We start from the raw sequence: 19,643 nt of genomic DNA, 5'->3' as shown, positions 1-19,643 counted from the left end.
TTCTTTCGATTCGACAAACTATGCGGATGAGGCGTCAGTCAATTCTAGGATGTAACCAATGCCTCGGATGGTCTTGATCCGTGGCGTTGCACCTGATCTGGTCAGATGTCCCCGTAAACGATAAATTCCGACTTCAAGCGCGTTGGCAGACACGTCGTCGTTGAATGAATAGAGGTGATCTTCCAATTGCGCACGGGGCACGATGCGGCCTGCCCGGTTAAGCAGGTGCTCTAGAATACAGAGTTCGCGACGTGCGATCATCATTGGGTGCCCATCAACGAAAACCTGGCGGGCGACCGGATCAAAGTCGAGATTGCCAAATACGAGCCTCAGGTCGGTCATCTGTGTCGCCCGGCGCAGAATGGCTCTCATTCTGGCAATAAGCTCATCGGTAGAGATGGGTTTGAGCAGAAAGTCGTCCGCACCACCGTTGAAGATCGCAATTCGCTTATCGAGATCGTTAAGGCTGCTCATAATGACGGCAGGAACTGAATGCCCGTGGGTCCTCAACTGCCTCAGCCAACCCAAGCCATCGCCATCTGGCAGAGCCAATTCCAGCAGGAGAATTTCATAGCTGGCGCAAGAAAATGCACTCGAAGCCAGTTCCAGAGTACCAACGACATCAACGACGAAGCCGCCATCCCCGAGCGCAAGTCGCATGGCGCGCGCAAGATCCGCATGATGATCCACGAGCAGCGTTCGCATTTCATCTCCTCTCGAAGAGGGACGGCCCATCGAACGCGTCACCGGCGGCCATCTGATCGGAGCACACGGCGCGCAACTCGTCGCAGCTCTCGGAACTGGTCCGAGTCGGAGGGACATGCAAGTCGCTCGGTGGCAATAGGCGCGGGTGAGGACCAACTGACGGGCTCAAATACGCCGGTCGGCGAACCCACGAGGCCAGCAACCCGCGTGCGATTTCTCGTTGCATCATCTCTCCTACGTGCAGCCCCTGCGCTCGCAAGGCAGCGTCGCGGCTCAGAGCCCGATTCCCAGAGAGGGTAGGGTTAGCTTTCGAGAAACTGATTGAACAAATCGATTATTTGGATCGAATGCATCCACGGTATGGATGCAGCGCCCCATCTTCAACGACTGCGGCGTCCTGATGCACTGTTGTGTCTGTCGTGCTCTGCTTTTTTCGCTGTCCTTCAAGGCTGGCGAGCCTGGTGGAACCTGCGCGTCATTGGCTTGGTAGCTTGAATGCTCAACAACGGAGCGCCCTGCGCAAAGCCGCTCTCATTTCCAAAAAGCCTTGCAATCTGGTTGGAGCACTTCGCGCTCGACACCAAAAATAGGCGAGGAAAACTGACGTCTGACAGGGATGTACATGCAACAGCCGATTTGCGGCACCAGCAAACGACCGCGTTCAGGCTGAAGATCGACGACCAACGGCTCCTCGATTTCCGCACCGACCGCTTTTACAAGCTCTTCCTGTGCGGGCGGATGCCGGCAAACAGCAGCACAGGGTCAGCGAAACCGGGAGCGGGCCTGCTTGATCGCCATGATCACATTGCCGCTGTCGCGCGTGCGGAGCGGAATGCATTCGGTCCAGCCGGCGGCAATCCCGGTCAGCACCATCGTCTGCACGAAGCTCCCTGACGAAGACGTGCCCGAATGCGCTCAACAAAGCCGGGCGGCGGATCTTTCCAATCGCCGAAGGTGCGGGCTGGCACCGAGCGGCGAACTGCGAACTCATTCCTGCCCGGCGGCGCTGGCCGCCGCGAGCGTCGATGCGGACCCAGCCGCTCCGAATCCTCCCACAACACGATGAGCGCGTCGCGGACATCGCTGCCGTAACAGCGGCTGCGGCTCTTGCCCGCAGACGGCCTCTGCTCACGACGGTTCATAAGACGGATCGCGCGCTTGCGAATAATAGCCGGTTACCGCCTCGAACTCATCCAGAATGCGCCGCTTGTCAACGCCGCAATAAAGCTCCACGATCGCCGCTTCACCGTATCGCCATGCTGAGCCGCGCCATCTTTCCCCCGAACCGGAATGGCACGACCTGTCCATCCCCTTTGGAACAGGACACTATTGGTAACATTTGCTTGAGGCAATGCGGCTCGTTGCCTTCCTTTTCGCTGACCGGAAGGGTACCGGAAGTCGTCTATCGCATCTTACCCGCTGAAAGCGGCAACACCTCGACCTCAATCGCAGATCATAGGAAATAGACGATCGCGTCGGGGCCTCAGCATCGGTTCACCGGGTTTCCGTCATCGACTGAAGCGAATTGCCCCATCGACCGTCACCGGGTGGGCCGCGATACGTCGCCGTATATGATAGCGAGCGCACGTAGCGGAGCCATAGCTCTCCACCCAGCCATGTTCCCCTAGTTGGAAGATGTCCGGCGGACCAGAGGTGCTGTCGTCAGCTTTTCCTGAATAGCGGCCAAGGCAATCCCTACCAGTCCATCACCACCTTGCCGGAACTGCCGCTCTTCATCGCATCGAAACCGATCTGAAAATCGTCGATGCCGATGCGGTGGGTGATCAGGCCGGAGACATCCAGCGGGCCCTGCACAAGCGCGATCATCTTGTACCAGGTTTCGAACATCTCGCGGCCGTAGATGCCCTTGAGATGCAGCATCTTGAAGATGACCTTGTTCCAGTCGATTTCGAAGCCGGTCGGCGCAATGCCCAGAATGGCGATTTTGCCGCCATTGTTCATGGTGTCGATCATGTCGCGGAAAGCGGGGGCGGCGCCCGACATTTCGAGGCCGACGTCGAACCCCTCGGTCATGCCGAGCACCGGCATGACGTCGCGCAGCTTCTCCTTCGAGGCGTCGACGACATGCTGGACGCCGAGTTTCTTGGCTAGCGCCAGCCGCACCGGGTTGATGTCAGTGATGACCACTTTGCGCGCGCCGACGCATTGGGCGACGAGCGCGCCCATGATGCCGATCGGCCCGGCGCCAGTCACCAGCACGTCCTCGCCGACCAGATCGAAGGACAATGCGGTGTGGACGGCATTGCCCAAGGGATCGAAGATCGCGGCAATCTCATCGGGCACATCGTCGGGGATCGGCACGACATTGTGCTGCGGGATCGCCAGATATTCGCCGAAGGCGCCTGGACGGTTGACGCCGACGCCGAGTGTGTTGCGGCACAGATGCCCTCGCCCGGCGCGACAGTTGCGGCAATGGCCGCAGACGATGTGGCCTTCGCCCGATACACGCTGGCCGACCTTGTATTCGGTGACCGCTGCGCCGAAATCGGCAACGGTGCCGACGAATTCATGGCCCGTCACCATCGGCACCGGCACCGTCTTCTGCGCCCACTGGTCCCAATTGTAGATGTGCACGTCGGTGCCGCAGATCGCCGTCTTCTTGATCTTGATCAGCACGTCGTTGGGGCCGATTTCCAGCACCGGCACCTCTTCCATCCAGATGCCCGGTTCGGCCTTGGCCTTCACAAGCGCCTTCATCATGTTCGACATCAGGATTTCCCTATTCCGTGATTGCGCTTCTGGCGAGATAGCCTGCACAACGGGAAGGTAGGCCACTAACTCGTTTGAACGTCCGGAATGGTCAGCCCCGCCTGCTCAGCCTCGCGGCGCAAATTCTGCCGGGGCCGGGGGCCGATCTGCTGGATCACCAATCCGGCGGCCAGTGAGCCAAGGTCGCCGCAGGTCTGCAGGTCGCGGCCTTGCGTGTAGCCATGCAGGAAGCCGGCGGCATAGAGATCGCCGGCGCCTGTCGTGTCGACCAGTTCCTTGATGGCGGTCGCCTTGATGACCACGGTTTCGTCACCGCGCACGATGACCGAGCCTTTTTCAGAGCGGGTTACGGCGGCGATCCGGCAATCCTTGCGGATCTGCGCCAGCGCCTCGTCGAATGACGATGTCTGGTAGAGCGATTTGATCTCGTGGCTGTTGGCAAAGACGATGTCGACCGTGCCCGAGCGCATCAGGTCGAGGAACTCGTCGCGGTAGCGGTCGACGCAGAACGAATCCGACAATGTCATCGACACTTCGCGGCCTGCCGCATGCGCCAGCTTCGCCGTCTGGCGGATTGCCTCCTTGGCGCGCGGCGGGTCCCACAGATAGCCTTCGAAATAGGTGACCTTGGCGCCAGACGCCTTGTCGGCTTCGACATCCTCAGGGCCAAGCTCGACGCAGGCGCCGAGATAGGTGTTCATCGAGCGCTCGCCGTCGGGCGTGACGAAGATCATCGAGCGCGCCGTCGGCGGCTCACCCTTGAGCGGCGTGGTGCCGAAGGCGACGCCCTGCGCATGGATGTCGTGGGCGTAGATTTCGCCCAGCGCATCGTTGGAGACCTTGCCGAAGAAGGCGGCGCGGCCGCCAAAGCTGGCGACGCCGGCCGCCGTGTTGCCGGCACTGCCGCCGGAGGCTTCGATCGCCGGACCCATGCGGCTGTAGAGCAGTTCGGCGCGTTGTGTGTCGATGAGGTTCATCGCGCCCTTGATGATGCCGTTGGTCTCGAGGAATTCCTCGTCGCACTGGGCGATGATGTCGACAATGGCATTGCCGATGCAAAGCACGTCATAATCCGGCATCAAAATCTCCGCCAAAACCCGAGCCGGCTTCTTGCCACGCCGGCCGGGCGTGGTCTCGCGAGTTGAAATGGGTTGCCGCATGCGCTTGATCCAGCCGCCCTCACGCAGCTGCCTGTCCGGCTTCACGCAGCAAATCGTCAGCTTTGTCCGTCTTCTCCCAAGTGAACTCAGGCTCTTCACGCCCGAAGTGTCCGTATGTCGCCGTCTTGCGGTATATCGGCCGTAAGAGATCAAGCATCTTGATGATGCCTTTCGGTCGGAGATTGAAAACCTCGAGAACAAGGCGCTCGATCCTTTTTTCCTCGATCCTTGCGGTTCCGAAGGTATTGACCATGACAGAAACCGGACTAGCCACGCCGATCGCGTAGGCAAGCTGAACCTCGCAGACCTCCGCAAGGCCGCTGGCAACGATGTTCTTCGCGACATAGCGGGCGGCATAGGCCGCCGAGCGGTCAACCTTGGATGGGTCCTTGCCCGAAAAGGCACCGCCGCCGTGACGCCCGGTCCCACCGTAGGAATCGACGATGATCTTCCGTCCTGTGAGGCCGCAGTCGCCGGCAGGCCCACCGACCACGAACCGCCCTGTTGGGTTGACCAGAAATCTGATCCCCGAAGTATCCAGGTGGGCCGGCAGGACCGGTTTTATGATCTCCTCAATGACGCCTTCGCGGACCGTGGCTTGTGAGACCGCTTCGTCATGCTGCGTTGACAGGACTATGGTATCCAGCGCCACCGGGCGGAGCCCTTCGTAGCGTACCGACACTTGAGATTTCACGTCCGGACGCAGCCAGCCAAGCTGTCCCGCTTTCCGGACCTCGGCCTGTCTTTTCGTCAAATGGTGAGCGAGTTGGATCGGCAGGGGCATCAATGTATCCGTCTCGTTGCATGCGAATCCAAACATGATGCCCTGATCCCCTGCCCCTTGCCCGAGATCCTGCCCTCGTCCTTCATCAACGCCCTGGCTTATGTCGGGCGACTGCTCGGTGAGGGCCAGAACGACGGCGCAACGTCGACCATCAAAGCCAATCGCATCATCGTCGTAGCCAATATCGAGTATCGTATCGCGGGCGACTTGGCTGTAATCGATGTGGGCATGGCTGGTGATCTCGCCAGCCACAACGACCATCCCCGTCTTCACCAACACTTCACAGGCGACGCGCGCCTTCGGATCGGTGCGCAGGACCGCATCGAGAATGGCATCGGAGATGTTGTCTGCCATCTTGTCGGGGTGTCCCGCGCCGACGGATTCGGAAGAGAACACGAACTGCCTGGTCATAAAAATGCCCTCGCTTCAAGTGCTGGAGTTAGTGAGGAGTTTCTGGATTGGGGTGGCTTATCGGTCGCGGATGCCGGGAACATCGAACGCAGTGCAGAAGTCGGCAACGTCTCTTCGTACGCTCGCATGAACTTCCTGGTCATCGGGCTGGCGGCAGACCGAGTCGATGAAAGCGGCGATCTGCACCATCTCCGTTTCGCGCATGCCCATGGACGTCACCGCTGGTGTCCCTAAGCGGATGCCGCTTGTCAGCGCCGGATGCCGCCGGTCGCCCGGGACCATATTGAAATTCGCAATGATGCCTGCACGCGATAAGCGCTCCGCATAGGCTTTGCCTGACAGCGGCCGGTCCCGAAGATCAAGGATCAGCATGTGATTGTCAGTGCCCCCGGTGACGAGTTCATAACCTCGCTCCAGAAGCGCCTGGGCCAGAGCCTTGGCGTTGTGGACGATCTGCTGACCGTAGACACGAAAGGACGAGTTCGCTGCTTCCTGCAAAGCGACGGCAAGCGCGGCGATAGTATTCATATGCGGTCCGCCTTGCAGAAGAGGGAACACGGCGCGGTCTATACGTTTGGCCAGATTGTGTTTGCTCTTCGGATGATGGAGGGGCTGATAACGGTCTTCATTCCTTGATAAAATGAAGCCACCCCGGGGACCGCGGATCGACTTGTGAGAGGTGCTGGTGACCACATCGCAATGGGACACGGGGTTCGGATGCACTCCTGCGACAACCAGGCCGCAGATGTGGGCGATGTCAGCCACCAGATACGAGTTCACCTCCGAAGCAATTTCGGCCATTGCCGCGTAGTCAAAAATACGCGGATAAGCAGTTCCGCCGACCCAAATTAGCTTCGGGCGTTCCCGCTTGGCGGTCTCGCGCAAGTGGTCATAGTCAATTTGCTGTGTCTTTTCGTGCAGCCTGTACGGGACGCGCTGATAATCGCTGCCGGAAAAATTGACGGACCAACCGTGAGTCAGATGGCCGCCTTCGGGTAAAGGCAAGCCCATGACTTTGTCACGGGGGCTCAAAAGCGCGCGATAGACAGCCTGGTTGGCTGGCGAGCCTGAATAAGGCTGGACGTTGGCGTGTTCACTGCCAAATAGCGCTTTCAGGCGCTCGATCGCGAGGGTCTCAAGCTCATCGACGATCTCGTTTCCGGCGTAGTAGCGCGCACCGGGGTATCCCTCGGCATACTTGTTGGTGAAAATCGACCCGGTCGCTTCCAACACCGCCGAGGAGGCAAAGTTCTCGGAGGCGATCAGTTTGAGAGTTGTCCGCTCCTGACGCTCCTGTCTTAGAAGCAGTTCGTGAACGCGGGAGTCGACGGCGGCTAAGTGAGGCCGCCCGTAAGTGTCGGGCTGCGCGATGGCGCCGCCGGCGGAGTTATCCATGGTAGTCGCGCTCCATTTGGACTGATCTATTTCACGATCAAGCAGGCGGTCCCTTCAACCGCGCGTCTTGTATTGCTTCCAGGCGTTGTAGGTCTCTTTTATGATGGCCATCATCGTGGGGCAGGAGATCGACCACCAATTGAGCCAGCCCGCCATCCTTGCCTCCTGCTTGCATATGGTACGAAGACTGCGGACGTTGTTCGTTGCAGCAAAGAAAGTTGGCTCTGCCCAGCCGCCGAACGTGGCGTCGAACCTGCTCGCGAGGCAGACTGGTAATATCGGCCAGCTCGCCGACGGTTAGATCCGCATGCGCGCAAAGGCCCAGGATTCGAAGGCGATCAAGATGCGCTGCCGTCCTTAGGCGATTTACCAGTGTCAACATTGGTTGGCATCAACCCGGACGGGATGCAGCAAGCCGCTAGCCCTTCTATCCCCATCAATCCGCATGAGACCTCTCTCGTCATTTGCTGTAAATCCGCTGGTATGGATGCTAATGGAAGATGGATCACAGTCCTTTCTACGACTAAGACGCCAGATATTGGGGCTAATGTACCACCTGACAGGAGACTACACTCACGAACATTATGTGAATTTTTTTTAACGTTGCTGAGAATCAAGGGTGAGGTTTGGCGAATGTCTCGCCGTCGACTGTCGAATCCTGCCCGACGGGATTATGGGGTGCGTAGCCTGCTTGTCCTTTCCACATGACCAGCGACGATGGGGCGGAGGCGGCAGACATAGCTCTGGAGCATGCTGCGGTATCTTTGGCCTGAAGCCGAGGAAGGCGGACCGTGGCTTCCGCGCCGCTGCCGGGAGCCCGCGAACAGGCCAAGTGGATCAGCCGGGTGTTGCCGTCATAGAGCGTGAGACCCAAAGCTGGCCAGCCGCGCCCTGAGGCTGACGCACCGCTCAGCGTCCACCTTGCTCTCGAAGCCCATCGGCATAGCGCCGATAACGACTTGACCGCGTGCGTGTCGACGAGCGATCGGTGAGCGCAAGGATCGAGGGTGCAGTGCAGGATAATGCTGTTTTAAATCAGCGCTGTTTTCAGCCGACTGCCTTGAGCGTGGGCACAAGGATATAGGCCCAAGGCAGGAGATCATCGTCTGCTGTTCGGGAGGCCGCCCTGGGCGCGCGACAGCCGTTCCTTCGGCTGCGCCGCTCCGCCACCATCCGCGCCGTGCCTTCCGGAGACCATTCCCGCTGCCGGCCGGCGCCCGTGAAAACCTCGACCCGGCGCACCGGCTCGAGATGGCTGGGCTCAGCGTAACTCTGAAGTCGTCATATACCGAAGCCTTCACAGACTTCGGACATCCCCCTCACAGTCCGATCCAGATGGCGTCAGGAACACCGCTGCGTTGATGCGGATGAACCCCTGCTTGTGCCACAATGACCCTTATGTCAGCGCGCGAGCCAAAGCTTCCGCGCAAGGCGACGGCTAGGATAAGGCAATGCCGACGAAGGGCACATTGCTTGCCACACTCTGGAATGATGGCATGCTCGGAAGGCCTAGGCTTTGCTCAGGGCCGCCTGCAAGGCGCGCTTTGAGGTTATTCACATAGCCTTCTGCGTAGTCCTGCGCCGTCGAGACCGAAAGATCAATGCCTGCCGCCAAGGCCTCTTCCATCAGGTGCTTTACGAGCCCATTTCGAATGGCCAGCTTGACCTCGGGGCCTGCGATAAGGCCGATCGCCTGCGCGGCCATATTGAGGCCAGCTTCCTCCAGCGCTCGCTTCATATCGCCTCCGTTAATGGCCGTACGCAGGAGATTGGCTGCTTGCGACTCAGCCTCGAGAACCATCGAGGCAAGATCGGCTACTTGTCCGAGGCCCGGAATGAAGCTGAGCAGTCCCACCGCCGTTGCCGCCAAGTCGAGCACTTTCGTCTCGATTTTGAGCACGGAGTCGACGACGTGCATGACGGCCCCGCCGTTCTTTTTGGCTGACTTAATGTCAGGCTGGTCCATCAGGCCCATCTTCATGTCCGCGACGGCATTCTGCTCTTCTGCGGTTTGGGCGCCGTGGGTGATTGGCTGCTGAACGTTGCGGTTCGCAGACGACATGTTTGTGCAAAAATGGGCAAAGTCTTTTTTGCTGATATTGCCGGAATCAACCGTATGCCCGCCGCCAAAGTCGAAGAATTTATGATGGGTCTTATAGCCCGTGATCGAATTGTTCAGGAGGCCAAACAGAAGAGGATCTGAAAGGAGCTGAGAGGCTGCTTCCCGCACTTTCGGATCAAGGCTCTTGTCGTCTTTCATTTTCGCCAGTTTGTCGCGAGTCAGAACACCGCTTCCAAAGAACGTGTCCTGATGGTCCTTGATCATCTCGACCGTATTCAGCTCAGTTTGCGTGAGGCTCATCGACGATGAGGCGACTTGCAGGAAATCCTCTTTGTGCATCTTCCCTTTCGAGCCACCGCACAACTGGTTCCAAGCATCGGGGTGATCGAGGAAATATTGCGCCGCCGCAATGACCTGGGGCGGAAATTTGCCGTTTTTCGATTCGCCGCCGACCATTTTCTTGAACTCATCCAGACTCAGGTCCTTGGACAGATTTTCGGAGTACCGGTAAAACTCTCGCAAGGCATCGCTCAAGGTCATGACCGAAGGCTGCAAACCTCCGCTGCCGTCGGATGGTATGTAGTTCTGCTCGTAGCTTCGCGCTTGGGCTTCCTGAAATGCAGCAACTTGTGGGTGGTGGTTTGAAAATCCGGCCAAGTCCTTGGCGTTGATCTTGCCTCCACAGCGGCCGTCGCCCTGCGAGCCAATCGCATAAAAAAGTCCCGAATCCTGCTGCAGTCCCTGGATCGCCGCTTTCAGATCCGGTGGCGTAGAGGGATCATTGGCTTTGTCGGTCAACGACTTCCAAGTAAGCGGGCATTGGTCCTTGTGACGGTTGAGTACCGCAACAATCTGCAACTCAGCCGTGGTCAGCGACCCACCGTTCCACGTGATTCCGGGGCTCGGCCTGGGAGCCGGCTCGATCTTCGGAGTGACGCCGAGCAGATGTTGGGCTTCAGTCGCCTTGGAGCGTTGCGATTGGTCCTCCTTGAGAGCCGCCCTCATATTTGGCGGCAGCAGATCCAGTGGGTGTTGCTCCAAGCCATTCAATGTCAAGACATCCGGTGCCAGATGGCCCAAAGGGTCCTGCCGCAATTTATCCATTGTCGAATCAAGATTCGACGCTGGCAGATCCCCTTGCGCGAAAGAGCCGGGCTTGTCTGCCAGCACACAAGTGGACAGCATCGCTTCGAAGCACGATGCACTTTGCTGATGCTGGGTCGCAAAATGGGAAACTTTCAGGCCCGGCCAACCCCTTGCGGACTGTAGCGAATTTGAGCGGTAGAAAGTTGAAAGATTACTGGCCGACATTATGCATCCTCAGACGTGACGTTGAAATCCCCACAAGAGACCCCGACAGAAGATCCCTTGCGTTTCACAAAATTCGACAATTCCAAGCGTCGGCAGGTCACGAATGCGCCTGCCCTGCCTTCAATTGCTGTGTTCCGGGCCGGCTCCAAGGTTCGGTCCAACACAATGGCCGGAGTCACCGCGAGAGCTGCCGGGACTCATCATGAGCGGATTAGCTTTCGAGAAACTGACGAGTTTGCGAAGAGTTCACAAAGGGGTAGCCGCAGTCATGTTCTTCAGAGCTGCGGGAAATCCTCAATGTTCATTTCTTGCCCAGCTCAGGCTTCCCGCCAACGCTATCCTGTTGTGGGATGTCAGAAGAATAAGAAGCATCCGGTCGTCCGTCGCGAACGACCGTAGTGGAGGAGCCGCGAAACAAGATCAGCACTGATTCCTTTGGCGTTGCCGCTATGTGAGTCTGCGCCTGCGCCTGCGCCACCAAGCCGTTAAAGGTCTGCTCCACGAGTGCGACGAAGCGCGGTGGACCGGAAACGAAGACGAGGCCATTGCCTGGCACGGGTTTGACCACATAGCGCTCGTCGGAGATATCAAGCTTGTCGAGAGCCCCCTTGAACGCATCGAAGCGAATCGACGTCATCAAAAGCATTCGAGTTTGCGATTCTTGTGCAGCAGACACATAGAGCACAAGGCCGTCATAGTACCATTGTAGACCGTAAAGGTTCGTCAAGCGGTCGAGGAACGCGCGCGGTGGCAAATCAGGCATACGTCCGCGAATTCGCCCCTTCACCGCAGGACTGATGTTGACCCTGATATTCAGGTTGTTGCCGAATTCCTGCAACGCTGCAGCGAGCTCCTGATCCAGAACCGTGTATCTATAGGGTGTCGCCGGAAGGGACAGCGGGACTGCATGCGCCGGGTGAATCCCGGTGGACAGAAAAAACCCGGCACAAAGAAGTCTCAAAACATGCAGGGTGACGGGTTGGATAAGCGTTCTCGGCATGTCGCACTGATAAACCAAACGCTGAAATCATCACAAGTGACTAAATTGCCGAAGAGATTTTAGATTGTCGAAATGACGCCGCCGTTAGTCAGCTTGTTGTCAGCTTGCCCCCCTAGGAGTGTTGCGCCGACACCGGGTGATGAATGGGCGGGGCTCGCCCGGTCAGAGAGAGCAACCGAGTCCTTACATGATGATGCCTGTCACGTCGATCTCTGCCACTCTAACGGCTGGCCTCCCCAGGGTCGGATCACCGTCGATTGTCGAGCAGGCCCAGTTTGAGCGCGCCTTAGGGCATGCAGCCGACTCGCTGAAAAACGATGCCGCCGCGGGGCCAGCGAGTGCGGCGCCAGTTGCTGCGGCGATGGATGTTCAGCGCGCGGCTGCGCCGACGAGCGGCATGGGCGATCGCGTGTTGCAGACGATTTCCTCCCTATATCCACACAACACTGTTTCCTTCCCCGCGCTCGACCATGACATAGCCCTTTCGAAGGGCGCTCTACCGGGACCGGCGCAGAAGCTTCCCGTTCCAGGTGAGGCGGGAACCGGAATCTCGGGCATTCCCCAACAAGGGCAAGACTTCGAAACGATGATGGCTGGTCTTCGGGATGTTTACAACGGCGTCACCCAGGTGGCGCTTATCTCCAAAGGCGTCAGCGGCGTCACATCATCCGTGAATAAACTTTTGAAGGAAGGCTGAACCGCGCGCATGATTGGCTTGGCCGAGGGCGAAATCATGCGTGGCCTGTCAGGGTGGCGGTCGGTTAGACTTGTCATGCTGCCAGTTCTCGTCGCCCTCACTGCTTGCAAAGCCGACCTCTACACGCAATTGCAAGAGCGTGAGGCAAATGAAATGCTCGCACTTCTTGAAGACAACGGGGTCGCCGCGATCCGGGTGGTCGCCAAGGATGGAACCAGCACGATCCAGGTTGACGAAAAGCTGCTCGCCTTCTCAATCAACCTTCTGAACGCCAAGGGGCTGCCGCGCCAATCCTTCAAGAACCTCGGTGAGATATTCCAAGGATCAGGCCTGATTGCCTCGCCGACCGAAGAGCGTGCCCGTTACGTGTATGCCCTGAGCGAAGAGTTGTCGCGGACGATCAGCGATATCGATGGCGTTTTTTCTGTACGTGTTCACGTCGTGCTGCCGCATAACGACCTTGTGCGAGCCGGTGCCACGCCATCCTCGGCCTCGGTGTTTATCAGGCACGACGCAAAAACAAATGTCGCGGCTCTGCTGCCAAAGATAAAGATGCTTGTAGCCGACAGCATCGAAGGCCTGTCCTACGATAAGGTGGAAGTGGTTTTGGTGCCGGTAGAACGGTCCGCACACGAGCAACGGCCCGATCCGACTGCTGTTTTGCCACAAGCATCACTACCTCTTCCTGCGCCACTTCTGGCGACCGTAACAGGTTTTGCCGCAGCCGTATTCGCCGTGGCCTGTTATCTCTTGATCGGCGTTGTTACGCGTCGGCGCAAGCAATCAACCGGCGTTTCCAAGGTCGAGGGGCGCCGGGATGCTTCTGCTGTCGAGGCCATTCGCAAAAGAATGCCTGCAATTGGACGTGGGTGACATCTCATTGCCAATGCCTATACAGACCGCCCGACCTGATGGTCCGCACTTTCCGGGCGCGAGCGAGCTTGCGGCTTCGGCCCATCCAACCCGTCTTGCGGCGCGTCTTGATCCAGCGTTATCGGCCGAAACGTTAGTGAAGTTGCAGAAGTGTTCCAGACTGCATCCAAGGCTGGCAGAATTGCTGGGCAACGATGACGTGGATCTGAACCACATCGGCTGCAGGCCGGACCTTCTACGCGGGCATGATCCATATCGAGCGGCCCTTCTTGCTGGTAGTATCTGGCATGCCCGTTCGCTGGTCGCGTTTGTCTCTCAGCCTGAGCTTGCCATCCTTGTTAAACGCATCGGCGTGGATGCACACGCATTCGGAATCCGACACCTGCTGCATGCTGTTGACAAAAGACTGATCTCGGACCCAGAAAAACTCGCTCAGCAAATCGAATACGATGGACACGCATGTCTTGGAGCTTGGCTCCAGGACAGTTCAGCGACCGAGCGTAACCGCGTGCTTCTTCGATTGCCCGAGGGGACTGCCGCGGAGACTCCAGCACATGAGCATTGGACCGCCGCCGGCCAATTGCTTTCACTTGTAGTAGCTCATTTTGAGACAGAGACCCCGGTGAAATGACAGTCGAACTTTCCGAGGGGCCAATAGCGCCGCAGATGCGTCCAGTCGGACCACTGATACCCGCGAGCGAGCTCGAAACCTGGCACAGCGCCGCGCAAGCCCTTGCCGCGGCAGAACGGCATCGGCAGCGCGTTCGAAACTGGGCACGCGCGGTTTACCAGCGGGCGTGGGCGCGCGGCCACATGGAGGGCTCGAATGCAGGCACCGAGGAGATGGCAGGGTTGATTGCGGAGACAATCTCCGAAATCGCGCGACGAAAGGCGGCTCTGGAGCAGGAATTGCCGCAGCTCGTGATGGAAATATTGAGCGATCTTATCGGCGCTTTCGATCCGGGCGAGCTATTGGTGAGGGCTGTTCGTCACGCCATAGAGTGTCAATACAGCGGCGCCGACGTTTGCCTTCATGTTTCTCCCATGCAAGTCGACATGCTTGCACGAGAGTTTGCTCGATGCGACGGCCAGGATGGTCGACCAAGGGTGCGGATCGAGCCCGACCCGACATTGTCGCCGCAACGCTGCGTGCTGTGGAGCGAGTACGGCAATGTTGACCTTGGACTTGACGCCCAGATGCGCGCGCTGCGCCTTGGTTTCGGGACGCTCTGTGAGAAAGGCGAGCTATGAGAAAGCCCGTCCCAGAACATAACGCTGACGCCGACACTCGAGCTCTCGTTCCAGCAATCTCGTCTTTGAGGGCTGCGGCCAAGCGAATTGACACGCGTGCGGTGCGCGGTCGGATCACGCGGGCTATCGGCACACTGGTTCATGCCGTCTTGCCAGACACTCGTATTGGGGAACTTTGCCTCCTAGAGGACCCGCGAACCGGGCTGTCGCTCGAGGCCGAGGTGATCGGCCTGTCGGGTGATGGTGTATTGCTGACACCGATCGGGGACTTGGTGGGCCTATCCAGCCGCGCAGAGGTCGTGGCCACTGGCCGAATGCGTGAGGTGCCCGTCGGCGGCGATTTGCTCGGTCGCGTGATCGACAGTCGTTGCCGCCCATTGGACGGCAAAGGCGAAATCAAGACCGTCGAAACTCGGCCCCTGCATGGCAGAGCCCCCAATCCGATGACGAGGCGCATGATTGAGCGGCCATTCCCGCTTGGGGTCCGTGTCCTCGATGGTCTGCTGACGTGCGGCGAGGGCCAGCGGATCGGGATTTATGGCGAGCCAGGTGGTGGCAAGTCGACGCTGTTGTCACAGATCGTAAAGGGTGCCGCCGCTGACGTCGTCATAGTGGCGCTCATAGGCGAACGTGGACGGGAAGTTCGTGAATTCATCGAAAGGAATCTTGGTGAAGAGGGCCTTCTCCGTACGGTCGTCGTGGTTGAAACATCCGACCGCTCGGCGGTAGAGCGTGCGCAATGCGCTCCAATGGCGACTGCGCTCGCGGAATATTTCCGCGATCAAGGCCTACGCGTTGCTCTCATGCTGGATTCGCTGACGCGCTTCTGCCGCGCTATGCGCGAAATAGGCCTTGCTGCGGGTGAGCCGCCGACGCGACGGGGCTTTCCTCCTTCCGTTTTTGGCATGCTGCCAGGCCTGCTCGAGCGCGCCGGCATGGGTGAGCGGGGCTCAATCACGGCCTTCTATACGGTGCTTGTAGAGGGTGATGGCACGGGTGATCCAATCGCCGAGGAATCGCGTGGTATTCTCGATGGCCATGTCATCCTCTCACGCGCTATTGCGGCGCGATCGCATTTCCCCGCTATTGATGTGCTGCAGAGTCGCAGCCGCGTCATGGATGCAGTCGTTTCGGGGACACATCGCAAGGCAGCATCCATTTTCCGCGAGCTCCTGTCGCGCTATGCCGAGACCGAGTTCTTGATCAATGTTGGCGAATACAAGCCAGGTGGAGATCCCCTGACTGACCGGGCTGTCGCGTCAATCGACGAACTGAGGGAGTTTCTGCGCCAGAGCGAAGATGACGCGTCAGATTTCGAGGAGACGGTCGCATGGATGTCGCGTCTGACCGCGTAAACTGGATTCAGTCTTCGAGGTTACGGCTTCTGAAGGAAATGCAAGAGCGTCGTGCCCTTGGCGAGCTGTCCAAGAAGGAAGCCCAGCGCGATGTGGCCGCCTCAGCCGTACAAAATGCCTCTAGGGAGCTTGCAATGATACAGCAACATTGTTCAAGAAAAGAAGCAGCGCTCTATCAGCATCTGATGTCACTCGACAACTTGTCTAGCGCAGCGCTCGACCGTCACCGCCTTCACACTGAACAACTTGCCGCTGAGATCAATTCCAGACGGCAGATGCTTGATGATACCCAAATCGCTCAAGAGGAGGCTGAGATGGCGGCGTCCAGGACGAGGGAGCTATGGGTCATATGTTCGGCGGCAAGGGACAAATGGCAACAAATCGAGGACGACGTGCGGCGCGCCGTCGAGACTCATTCGGAGGCCGCAGCCGAGATCGAGGCCGACGATGAGATACTGCTGAAATATGCGAGGGGGTCGCTTGCCTAAATGCCGCGCAACCGGATCCGACGGTCGCAAGAGGTCGTCCGAATGACACGACCGTGCAGTCTTTGATAGGCGCTGCGGTCACACCCGCCATGTTCGAACCAGTTCTGAAACTGTCCCACACGGTTGTCTCGTGGCTCAATGATACAGCAGCGCCGCGCACGCCGTTTCAAAGCCGGATCAACGAGGTGCCGCTATCGGTGCGAACGGCAGGGCTTGTCTGGCAGCAGGAACCTGCTGCCATTCCGATGCTTGACTGCGTCTGGAGAGTGGGAGCCGAAACGGTCATCTTGTCACTGTCGCGCCCGCTCGTAGAGGAGTTCATCACGACAGTGCAGAACGGCTTGGCCTTCCCTTCCGAGCCAACTGCTTCGCTAATTCTCGAACTCGCTCTGGAGCCGCTTGTCACTCGACTGGAGGAGACGACGCGTCTGAACGTGCAACTCGTGCGGGTATGCGAAGCCACGATGCTGGCTCCTCATCTTGAACTCGACATCATTTTCGGCGCGGTCAAGGGCAAGGGCCGTCTATTCCTGTTCACGCCACTTGACGGCTTAGTACCGCCTGCGTTTCGCGCGCTAGGCGAACTGCTTGCCCAGTTGCCGCGGCAGCTGGGCGGGCTGCCTCCAGAGCTCCCGCTCATTGTTGCAGGAGAGGTCGGCACGCTTCGCCTTCCTGCGGCGCTTCTTCGAAGCGCATGTGTCGGTGATGCATTGTTGCCCGATATTGCGCCGTTCGGCCGCGGCCAGATCACCCTAGCTGTCGGCCAGTTGTGCGCCGAGGCGGATCTTGACGGCGATGAATTAATCTTGCGGGGGCCTTTCCGCCCGCGACCGTGTCCTTTGGAGAGTGCGCATATGACACAACCCGGATCGCAACTGGAGCTTACTAAGGATCTCGACGATGTCGAGATCGTGCTTGTCTTTGAATGCGGCCGCTGGCCTATTTCTCTTGGGGAATTAAGAAGTGCCGGCGAAGGGCATATTTTTGAACTTGGATGGCCGATCGACGGCCCGGTCGACATAGTGGCCAATGGTCAGCGTATCGGGCGTGGCGACATTGTCCGCATCGGAGAAGAGCTGGGCATCAGGCTCCGTGGCGGGTTTGCATGCAATGAGTGAAGCTCAGCCGACAATCCTGGCGCTTCTTGCGGTTACCGCCGGACTCGGTCTGCTGGTTTTAGCAGTTGCCACGACAACGGCCTTTGTAAAGGTATCAATTGTTCTTTTCCTCGTCCGCAATGCGCTCGGGACCCAGACCATACCACCCAATGTGGTGCTGTACGCCGCGGCGATGATCCTCACTATGTTCGTTAGTGCGCCCGTTGCTGAGCAGACCTATGACCGCATGTCGGATCCCAAGCTCCACTATCAGACATTCGACGACTGGGTAAGCGCCGCTAAAGCCGGAAGTGAGCCCTTGCGCGAGCATCTCAAGAAATTCACAAATGAAGAGCAGCGGCGATTTTTCCTATCTTCGACAGAAAAGGTCTGGCCAGAGGAAATGCACGCTGCAGCCACGCCTGATGACTTTGCAATACTTGTACCATCTTTCTTGCTATCAGAATTGACGCGCGGATTTGAGATAGGATTTCTACTTTATCTGCCTTTTATTGTTATAGATCTGATAGTGACAACTATCTTGATGGCAATGGGTATGTCGATGGTCTCACCAACTGTTATATCTGTCCCGTTCAAGATCTTCTTGTTTGTTGCCATTGATGGTTGGTCAAAATTGATGCATGGGCTTGTGCTGAGTTATACGTTACCGGGAGGCTGATCATCACTGAATCCAGCATCATTACTCTTATGAGCCAATCACTGGTGGTTTTCATGATCTGGATTCTACCGCCGCTCATTGCATCAGTGGTTGTCGGCCTCGTCATCGGCATCCTCCAGGCGGCGACGCAGATCCAGGATGAAAGCTTGCCGCTCACCGTGAAGCTTCTGGTCGTTGTCGCGGTGATTGGGCTGTTTGCTCCTGTGCTAAGCGCCCCGCTCATAGAGCTAGCCGATCAGATCTTCACCGAGTTTCCCGCAATGACACTTAGCTACTAGTCCGCCCCATGGACGCGCCATCGGCCGATATTCAAATTCTGATCCAGACGGCTCTCGAACTCGTCGTTGCGGCAGGTCTTGGGGCAGCCCGCGCGATGGGCATCATGCTGATCTTTCCCGTATTCACACGCTCGCAGATCAGTGGGCTGATCCGGGGCTGTTTGGCTGTTGGCTTCGCACTACCATGCCTGGCACACGTCAGCGGCGGATTGCCGGCGCTGGATCCTGATACGCGCCTGATCCAGCTAACCCTGCTCGGATTCAAGGAAGTTTTTGTCGGTGTACTCCTTGGCACTTTTCTTGGCATTCCGCTTTGGGGCCTTCAGGCTGCCGGGGAGCTTATCGACAACCAACGCGGCATCAGCAGCCCGACCGCTTCGGCCGATCCCGCGACGAACAGTCAGGCTTCCGCGATGGGCGTTTTTCTGGGGATCACTGCGATTGCCATATTCGTCGGATCAGGAGGCCTGGAAACTTTGATCAGTGTCCTGTACCGCAGCTACTTGATCTGGCCGGTGTATCAGTTTCACCCGACACTGAGTGGGCCAGGAGCAATGGAGTTGTTGGGGCTTCTCGACAGCATAATGCGCACGGCATTATTGGTATCGGGGCCTGTCGTGTTCTTCCTGATACTGATTGATATATCGATGATGCTGCTGCGTCGCTTTGCCCCGCAATTTAAGGCGAGCCAACTGTCTCCGGCAATCAAGAACATTGTCTTTCCAGTTCTCATGGTCACCTACGCTGCCTATCTGGTGGAGAGCATGAAACTGGAGGTCACACGTGCCAACGGCGTGCTGGAGTGGTTCGACAAATTGCTGCCATGAGCGACACAAGTGAAGAGAAGACACACGCCGCCAGCCCGAAGAAGTTAAGTGAAGCGCGCAAAAAAGGACAGCTGCCACGTAGCTCCGATTTCGTCCGCGCGGTCGGGACTTGCGCTGGGCTCGGCTACCTTTGGCTAAGAGGCAGCGTGATCGAGGACAAATGCCGGGAAGCGCTCCTATTAGCCACCAAGTTGCAGAGCCTACCTTTCGATACCGCGGTGCCGCAGGCATTGGTTGTGCTCGTCCAACTCACAGTCGCGGCTGTTGGCCCGCTGCTTGGAACCCTTGTCGCCGCGGTGATTTTGGCCAGCCTGCTAGCCAATGGTGGATTTGTCTTCTCTCTGGAGCCGATGAAGCTCAGCTTTAAGAAAATTGACCCCTTTGAAGGGCTGAAGCGCTTGGGGTCTGCTCGTTCCATGGTCGAAGTCTGCAAGACCATGTTCAAGGTATTGGTTCTCAGCGCAACCTTTTCCATTGTCCTTCTCGGGATGTGGAAGACAATGGTCCCTCTGCCGATCTGCGGCATGGGCTGTGTTGGCC

20 protein-coding genes are annotated in these 19,643 nt (G+C 58.2%); 12 read left to right on the top strand and 8 right to left on the bottom strand.

The window, feature by feature from the left end; all coding sequences use genetic code 11:
• Positions 1-18: 18 nt before the first annotated feature.
• Positions 19-705 carry a response regulator transcription factor gene (locus tag EN914_RS00680; protein ID WP_024505585.1) on the bottom strand — a complete coding sequence of 229 codons (687 nt, stop codon included), beginning with the start codon at positions 703-705 and terminating at the stop codon, positions 19-21.
• 495 nt (positions 706-1,200) lie between these two features.
• Here EN914_RS00680 and EN914_RS38240 point away from each other — a divergent pair, with 495 nt between their 5' ends.
• Entirely contained in the window at positions 1,201-1,599 is a 399-nt protein-coding gene (locus tag EN914_RS38240; protein ID WP_155925003.1) for a hypothetical protein, read from the top strand.
• An 801-nt stretch (positions 1,600-2,400) separates the two neighbouring features.
• Here EN914_RS38240 and tdh read toward each other — a convergent pair.
• The 7 genes from tdh to EN914_RS00635 all read right to left on the bottom strand — a co-directional run bounded on the left by tdh (position 2,401) and on the right by EN914_RS00635 (position 11,558).
• Positions 2,401-3,435 (bottom strand): L-threonine 3-dehydrogenase, encoded by a 1,035-nt coding sequence (gene tdh, locus EN914_RS00670; RefSeq protein ID WP_127388983.1) that lies wholly within the window; start codon positions 3,433-3,435, stop codon positions 2,401-2,403.
• 65 nt (positions 3,436-3,500) lie between these two features.
• Complete coding sequence (locus tag EN914_RS00665; protein ID WP_126063919.1) at positions 3,501-4,514, bottom strand: adenosine kinase; 1,014 nt, start codon at positions 4,512-4,514, stop codon at positions 3,501-3,503.
• 100 nt (positions 4,515-4,614) lie between these two features.
• Positions 4,615-5,790: a methionine adenosyltransferase gene (gene metK, locus EN914_RS00660; protein WP_024505363.1), complete on the bottom strand. Its 1,176-nt coding sequence runs from the start codon at positions 5,788-5,790 to the stop codon at positions 4,615-4,617.
• A 57-nt stretch (positions 5,791-5,847) separates the two neighbouring features.
• Positions 5,848-7,185 carry a serine hydroxymethyltransferase gene (gene glyA / locus EN914_RS00655; RefSeq protein ID WP_024505364.1) on the bottom strand — a complete coding sequence of 446 codons (1,338 nt, stop codon included), beginning with the start codon at positions 7,183-7,185 and terminating at the stop codon, positions 5,848-5,850.
• A gap of 37 nt (positions 7,186-7,222) precedes the next feature.
• Positions 7,223-7,567, bottom strand: a complete 345-nt coding sequence (locus EN914_RS40090) for a helix-turn-helix domain-containing protein (RefSeq protein WP_081714427.1) — start codon at positions 7,565-7,567, stop codon at positions 7,223-7,225.
• 1,056 nt (positions 7,568-8,623) lie between these two features.
• Complete coding sequence (locus EN914_RS00640) at positions 8,624-10,558, bottom strand: HrpF/NolX family T3SS translocon protein (RefSeq protein WP_024505366.1); 1,935 nt, start codon at positions 10,556-10,558, stop codon at positions 8,624-8,626.
• Positions 10,559-10,859: 301 nt separating this feature from the next.
• Positions 10,860-11,558, bottom strand: coding sequence for a secretin N-terminal domain-containing protein (locus EN914_RS00635; RefSeq protein ID WP_024505367.1), 699 nt, complete (start codon positions 11,556-11,558; stop codon positions 10,860-10,862).
• A gap of 187 nt (positions 11,559-11,745) precedes the next feature.
• On the opposite strand from EN914_RS00635, the gene EN914_RS00630 reads away from it, so the two are divergent.
• The 11 genes from EN914_RS00630 to EN914_RS00580 all read left to right on the top strand — a co-directional run.
• Complete coding sequence (locus tag EN914_RS00630; RefSeq protein WP_024505368.1) at positions 11,746-12,255, top strand: nodulation protein NolB; 510 nt, start codon at positions 11,746-11,748, stop codon at positions 12,253-12,255.
• A 9-nt stretch (positions 12,256-12,264) separates the two neighbouring features.
• Positions 12,265-13,128, top strand: a complete 864-nt coding sequence (gene sctJ / locus EN914_RS00625; RefSeq protein ID WP_024505369.1) for a type III secretion system inner membrane ring lipoprotein SctJ — start codon at positions 12,265-12,267, stop codon at positions 13,126-13,128.
• Positions 13,121-13,759 (top strand): nodulation protein NolU, encoded by a 639-nt coding sequence (locus EN914_RS00620; RefSeq protein WP_306462680.1) that lies wholly within the window; start codon positions 13,121-13,123, stop codon positions 13,757-13,759. The genes sctJ and EN914_RS00620 overlap by 8 nt, the downstream gene beginning before the upstream one ends.
• The gene (gene sctL / locus EN914_RS00615) at positions 13,756-14,379 is read left to right on the top strand and encodes a type III secretion system stator protein SctL (protein ID WP_024505371.1); all 624 of its coding nucleotides are present in this window, start codon (positions 13,756-13,758) and stop codon (positions 14,377-14,379) included. Before EN914_RS00620 ends, sctL begins: the two co-directional genes overlap by 4 nt.
• A complete protein-coding gene (sctN, locus tag EN914_RS00610) occupies positions 14,376-15,734 on the top strand; it encodes a type III secretion system ATPase SctN (RefSeq protein WP_024505372.1) in 1,359 nt (452 codons plus the stop codon). The genes sctL and sctN overlap by 4 nt, the downstream gene beginning before the upstream one ends.
• Positions 15,710-16,222 (top strand): hypothetical protein, encoded by a 513-nt coding sequence (locus tag EN914_RS00605; RefSeq protein ID WP_032899688.1) that lies wholly within the window; start codon positions 15,710-15,712, stop codon positions 16,220-16,222. Before sctN ends, EN914_RS00605 begins: the two co-directional genes overlap by 25 nt.
• 89 nt (positions 16,223-16,311) lie before the next feature.
• The gene (gene sctQ / locus EN914_RS00600) at positions 16,312-17,340 is read left to right on the top strand and encodes a type III secretion system cytoplasmic ring protein SctQ (protein ID WP_095769044.1); all 1,029 of its coding nucleotides are present in this window, start codon (positions 16,312-16,314) and stop codon (positions 17,338-17,340) included.
• Positions 17,333-17,998 (top strand): type III secretion system export apparatus subunit SctR, encoded by a 666-nt coding sequence (gene sctR / locus EN914_RS00595; RefSeq protein WP_024505374.1) that lies wholly within the window; start codon positions 17,333-17,335, stop codon positions 17,996-17,998. The genes sctQ and sctR overlap by 8 nt, the downstream gene beginning before the upstream one ends.
• A 29-nt stretch (positions 17,999-18,027) precedes the next feature.
• The gene (locus EN914_RS00590) at positions 18,028-18,276 is read left to right on the top strand and encodes an EscS/YscS/HrcS family type III secretion system export apparatus protein (RefSeq protein WP_081714428.1); all 249 of its coding nucleotides are present in this window, start codon (positions 18,028-18,030) and stop codon (positions 18,274-18,276) included.
• Positions 18,277-18,284: 8 nt separating this feature from the next.
• The gene (gene sctT, locus EN914_RS00585; protein WP_024505376.1) at positions 18,285-19,103 is read left to right on the top strand and encodes a type III secretion system export apparatus subunit SctT; all 819 of its coding nucleotides are present in this window, start codon (positions 18,285-18,287) and stop codon (positions 19,101-19,103) included.
• Positions 19,100-19,643: EscU/YscU/HrcU family type III secretion system export apparatus switch protein (locus EN914_RS00580; RefSeq protein WP_206527170.1), on the top strand; the 544-nt coding region annotated here is incomplete at its 3' end. The genes sctT and EN914_RS00580, both read left to right, overlap by 4 nt.

Source organism: Mesorhizobium sp. M7A.F.Ca.CA.001.08.2.1 (genome assembly GCF_003998455.1).
GTDB lineage: Bacteria > Pseudomonadota > Alphaproteobacteria > Rhizobiales > Rhizobiaceae > Mesorhizobium > Mesorhizobium ciceri.
Note: the sequence above shows the minus strand (reverse complement) of the source record. Positions and strands in the feature narration are given on the sequence as shown.

Coding starts and splice junctions, on each gene's coding strand:
- EN914_RS00680 (WP_024505585.1), bottom strand. CDS start 705: ATGCGAACGCTGCTCGTGGATCATCATGCGGATCTTGCGCGCGCCATG.
- EN914_RS38240 (WP_155925003.1), top strand. CDS start 1,201: ATGCTCAACAACGGAGCGCCCTGCGCAAAGCCGCTCTCATTTCCAAAA.
- tdh (WP_127388983.1), bottom strand. CDS start 3,435: ATGTCGAACATGATGAAGGCGCTTGTGAAGGCCAAGGCCGAACCGGGC.
- EN914_RS00665 (WP_126063919.1), bottom strand. CDS start 4,514: ATGCCGGATTATGACGTGCTTTGCATCGGCAATGCCATTGTCGACATC.
- metK (WP_024505363.1), bottom strand. CDS start 5,790: ATGACCAGGCAGTTCGTGTTCTCTTCCGAATCCGTCGGCGCGGGACAC.
- glyA (WP_024505364.1), bottom strand. CDS start 7,185: ATGGATAACTCCGCCGGCGGCGCCATCGCGCAGCCCGACACTTACGGG.
- EN914_RS40090 (WP_081714427.1), bottom strand. CDS start 7,567: ATGTTGACACTGGTAAATCGCCTAAGGACGGCAGCGCATCTTGATCGC.
- EN914_RS00640 (WP_024505366.1), bottom strand. CDS start 10,558: ATGTCGGCCAGTAATCTTTCAACTTTCTACCGCTCAAATTCGCTACAG.
- EN914_RS00635 (WP_024505367.1), bottom strand. CDS start 11,558: ATGCCGAGAACGCTTATCCAACCCGTCACCCTGCATGTTTTGAGACTT.
- EN914_RS00630 (WP_024505368.1), top strand. CDS start 11,746: ATGATGATGCCTGTCACGTCGATCTCTGCCACTCTAACGGCTGGCCTC.
- sctJ (WP_024505369.1), top strand. CDS start 12,265: ATGATTGGCTTGGCCGAGGGCGAAATCATGCGTGGCCTGTCAGGGTGG.
- sctL (WP_024505371.1), top strand. CDS start 13,756: ATGACAGTCGAACTTTCCGAGGGGCCAATAGCGCCGCAGATGCGTCCA.
- sctN (WP_024505372.1), top strand. CDS start 14,376: ATGAGAAAGCCCGTCCCAGAACATAACGCTGACGCCGACACTCGAGCT.
- EN914_RS00605 (WP_032899688.1), top strand. CDS start 15,710: ATGGATGTCGCGTCTGACCGCGTAAACTGGATTCAGTCTTCGAGGTTA.
- sctQ (WP_095769044.1), top strand. CDS start 16,312: ATGTTCGAACCAGTTCTGAAACTGTCCCACACGGTTGTCTCGTGGCTC.
- sctR (WP_024505374.1), top strand. CDS start 17,333: ATGAGTGAAGCTCAGCCGACAATCCTGGCGCTTCTTGCGGTTACCGCC.
- EN914_RS00590 (WP_081714428.1), top strand. CDS start 18,028: ATGAGCCAATCACTGGTGGTTTTCATGATCTGGATTCTACCGCCGCTC.
- sctT (WP_024505376.1), top strand. CDS start 18,285: ATGGACGCGCCATCGGCCGATATTCAAATTCTGATCCAGACGGCTCTC.